Genomic DNA, 2713 nt, shown 5'->3' on the forward strand with positions numbered 1-2713 from the left:
ATAATCTTGCAAAGCTAAGACCCGAAAAGAATTGATACATGGCATGAATGTTCCTACTAACATAAAGCACATCCTCGACCGGATTGAGAATAGTGAAAGTGAGTGGAAGGCCCTGTATATGGCCGTTTGGGATTATTCCTATAAAATTAAAGAAAAAATTAAACAGAAAGAAATAAAATCGGCGCAATCAGACTACTTAGCAGGGGCCACTGTTAATTTACCATCCACTATTACTGGCACCGCTTATACTTCCTCGCTAGTTAGCGTGGTTGATTTTCGAGGTACAGCGGCCAGCATAACAAATGTTGTGGCTAAATCCCAAGAACAGGAGTCGCTTAAATCAGTGATAGAGCTTGAATTACCCGCGTCAAAAAGGGGTTCCAATTTATGGGAACTTGAGGAGCTTCATTCAATTCTCACTTCTCGAGATGGCCAATTTACTGTTGGTCACCTACAGACGCTCTTTTCGCTCCTTGAGGAGCGGGACTGAAGAATTGGAATTTGATTTAAATCCTCCTTAAAGGGGCTGAACGCTAAGAATGCGGCAAGTAGCCCCACCGCAAATATTGCCTTGTCCTTTATTATTTGTCCGTCATTCATGCTCTTTTAGCAGACTGTACCACTTTTAAAATGGTTTGACCACCGAGGTGGTCTGGGATGTCGAGATGCTCGTATTAAGTGGAGGGCTGTCCGGGGCATGGGTTGACGCGGGGAATGCGTATGGTACACTGGGGGCAGCACGCCCGAATGGCTATATGACTGTCAGGAACTGGTGATAGCGAGAGTGCCGGCCAGCGCGGCACAATCCGTCGGCCCACGAAGTATTTTTCGGCCGTTGAGCGGACATATCTGAGGTGCTCGATCGAGGTACCACGCGATAGCGTGAGCAGTACGCCGCCCGGCAGACAGTCAGGGCGGCTTTTTGTTGTTCTTGCCCCGCCCCATCGTTCGTGTCCTTCTATTCCACCTTTCGCGCGAAAGGTTCCGAGAGTTGACATACCACTTCGATACGTGCTACTCTCTTTCCAGAGAAATCGAAGGATTTCGTTTCATCAACCACCACCACAAAGGAGCGGTAGTTATGAAGAAGAAGTTGGCTGCGGTGTTCCTTGCCGGACTCCTTGTTGGAGCCCTAGGTATGTTGATTGCGGTGGATGCCATACAGACGGCCGAGAAAGCGACGCAAGCGGAGCAAGCGGATATGACCAGGTATCTGGTCATGACCCAGGGACAGCCCGTTCCCTTCGACCTCCTCGGTCCGGGTACCTATCGGTGCGACGGGTTCGTGGACAAATATACGGTCATACTCGTCCAAATCGTGCCGACTGCCGATATTCCCCGTCTCGTCTGTGATGTTCCAAAAGGGCTCATCAGGAAGGATGGGATGCTCGTGAAGTATGAACCGGAGCGCGCTGACTGGTATTGAGCAGTATCACTCATGATCGAAGCGGCCCGACGCAGGTTGGGCCGCTTTTTTTGTTTATCCTGAGCGAAGCCATCCCCCCAAACATTCTCATGTTCTTAAGAACATGAGAATGTTTGGAAATGGGAGGCGGACGGGCCTGCCCTCCCACCCATGTATAGGTGGGAGAGCCTGCCCTGAGCGTAGTCGAAGGGCTGTTTTACTTGACGTGGGGCGAGCCGAGTTGTAATTTACGGGGGCAGCCACAGCGCTGCGCACATTAAAACGCCGCCACGCGCGGCTCAAAAACAAGCGGAGGTTGGCATGGCGAACGATCGAATTCCCGAGCGCAATCGTGCGCACCCATTGAACGCGGGCCTACGCCCCCGGAAATTTGAGAACTGGAAAAAATGGAAGGAACGGTGGGATGAGGAGTGCTCTCGGAAGGACCCGTTAGTAGACGTGCTCGTCGGCCTTCTCCATTGCATCCCCAGCGTACCCGCCCAACAGAACGAGAGCGTTCCCTTCCTTTTGGAGATCGCCGACGGGCATTGGTCGGCGTCCAATTTTTCGCAAGAAGAGGGCGTCTGGGCGGGCCTTTGTGGTGAATTCCGACAGCGCATTGCCGAGAAGGCGTGGGCGGTCCTCTGCGACTCCTACTTCAAAGGTCGTGACGGGACGGGAGAACGGTACCTGGAGCGAGACGCCGTAGATAACGAGGCCACCTTTCGTAAACTTCTTTGGTTCTTCTCCTGGAGTGGAGGGAATTGTCCATTCAGTTCCCAGGATTCCACGAAAGGCTCTCGGGCGGATGTTGCCCGAAAGTTCATCGAGCGATTTGTTGCGGAGGCATGGAGCCGGGGAAACATGGACCTGTCGGGCGGAGACGATAAATACAACGCGAGCACGCGCCTGTGCTTTGATGCTCGTCCTTGTCTTGTCGAGATGCTGGTGCAAATAAACAGCACCCGCACGCTGATCGAGTTTTTCGACAGAGGTATAGATGAGCAGAGTATGAAAGCACTCAAGAGGAACGCCCTCCTTCCGCGTGTATCCTCTCTGACGGAACCTCCACATTCGGTCGCGGAGGCGTACTTCAACAGTCGACACTTCGCGTACCGGGAGCCGACCGAAACCTTCATCCTGCTTACCGAGCTACAAGCGGAGCGAGAGCACCATGAAGCCACAGCACGCGCCCGGCGGGCAGTAGAGCGCGGCGAGCGCCTGGCGGAAGAGATCAGGGATGCGGAACAAAAAGTCGTCGAGGCGCAGCAGAGGGTCGCCGAGCTCGTGAAACAGCGGAGCGGAAAA

At 53.4% G+C, this 2713-nt stretch carries 3 protein-coding genes; all 3 read left to right on the plus strand.

From position 1 onward, the window contains the following. Positions 1-43: 43 nt before the first annotated feature. Entirely contained in the window at positions 44-490 is a 447-nt protein-coding gene (locus WC488_05385; GenBank protein ID MFA5077829.1) for a hypothetical protein, read from the plus strand. Positions 491-1081: 591 nt separating this feature from the next. Further along, positions 1082-1426: a hypothetical protein gene (locus WC488_05390; GenBank protein MFA5077830.1), complete on the plus strand. Its 345-nt coding sequence runs from the start codon at positions 1082-1084 to the stop codon at positions 1424-1426. A gap of 300 nt (positions 1427-1726) precedes the next feature. Continuing rightward, positions 1727-2713: hypothetical protein (locus WC488_05395; protein ID MFA5077831.1), on the plus strand; the 987-nt coding region annotated here is incomplete at its 3' end.

The organism is Candidatus Micrarchaeia archaeon (assembly GCA_041650355.1).
In the GTDB taxonomy this organism is placed as follows: Archaea; Micrarchaeota; Micrarchaeia; order Anstonellales; family Bilamarchaeaceae; genus JAHJBR01.

Bases quoted from the DNA above. Each gene is read 5' to 3' on its own strand.
- WC488_05385 (MFA5077829.1), top strand. From the start codon at position 44: ATGAATGTTCCTACTAACATAAAGCACATCCTCGACCGGATTGAGAAT.
- WC488_05390 (MFA5077830.1), top strand. From the start codon at position 1,082: ATGAAGAAGAAGTTGGCTGCGGTGTTCCTTGCCGGACTCCTTGTTGGA.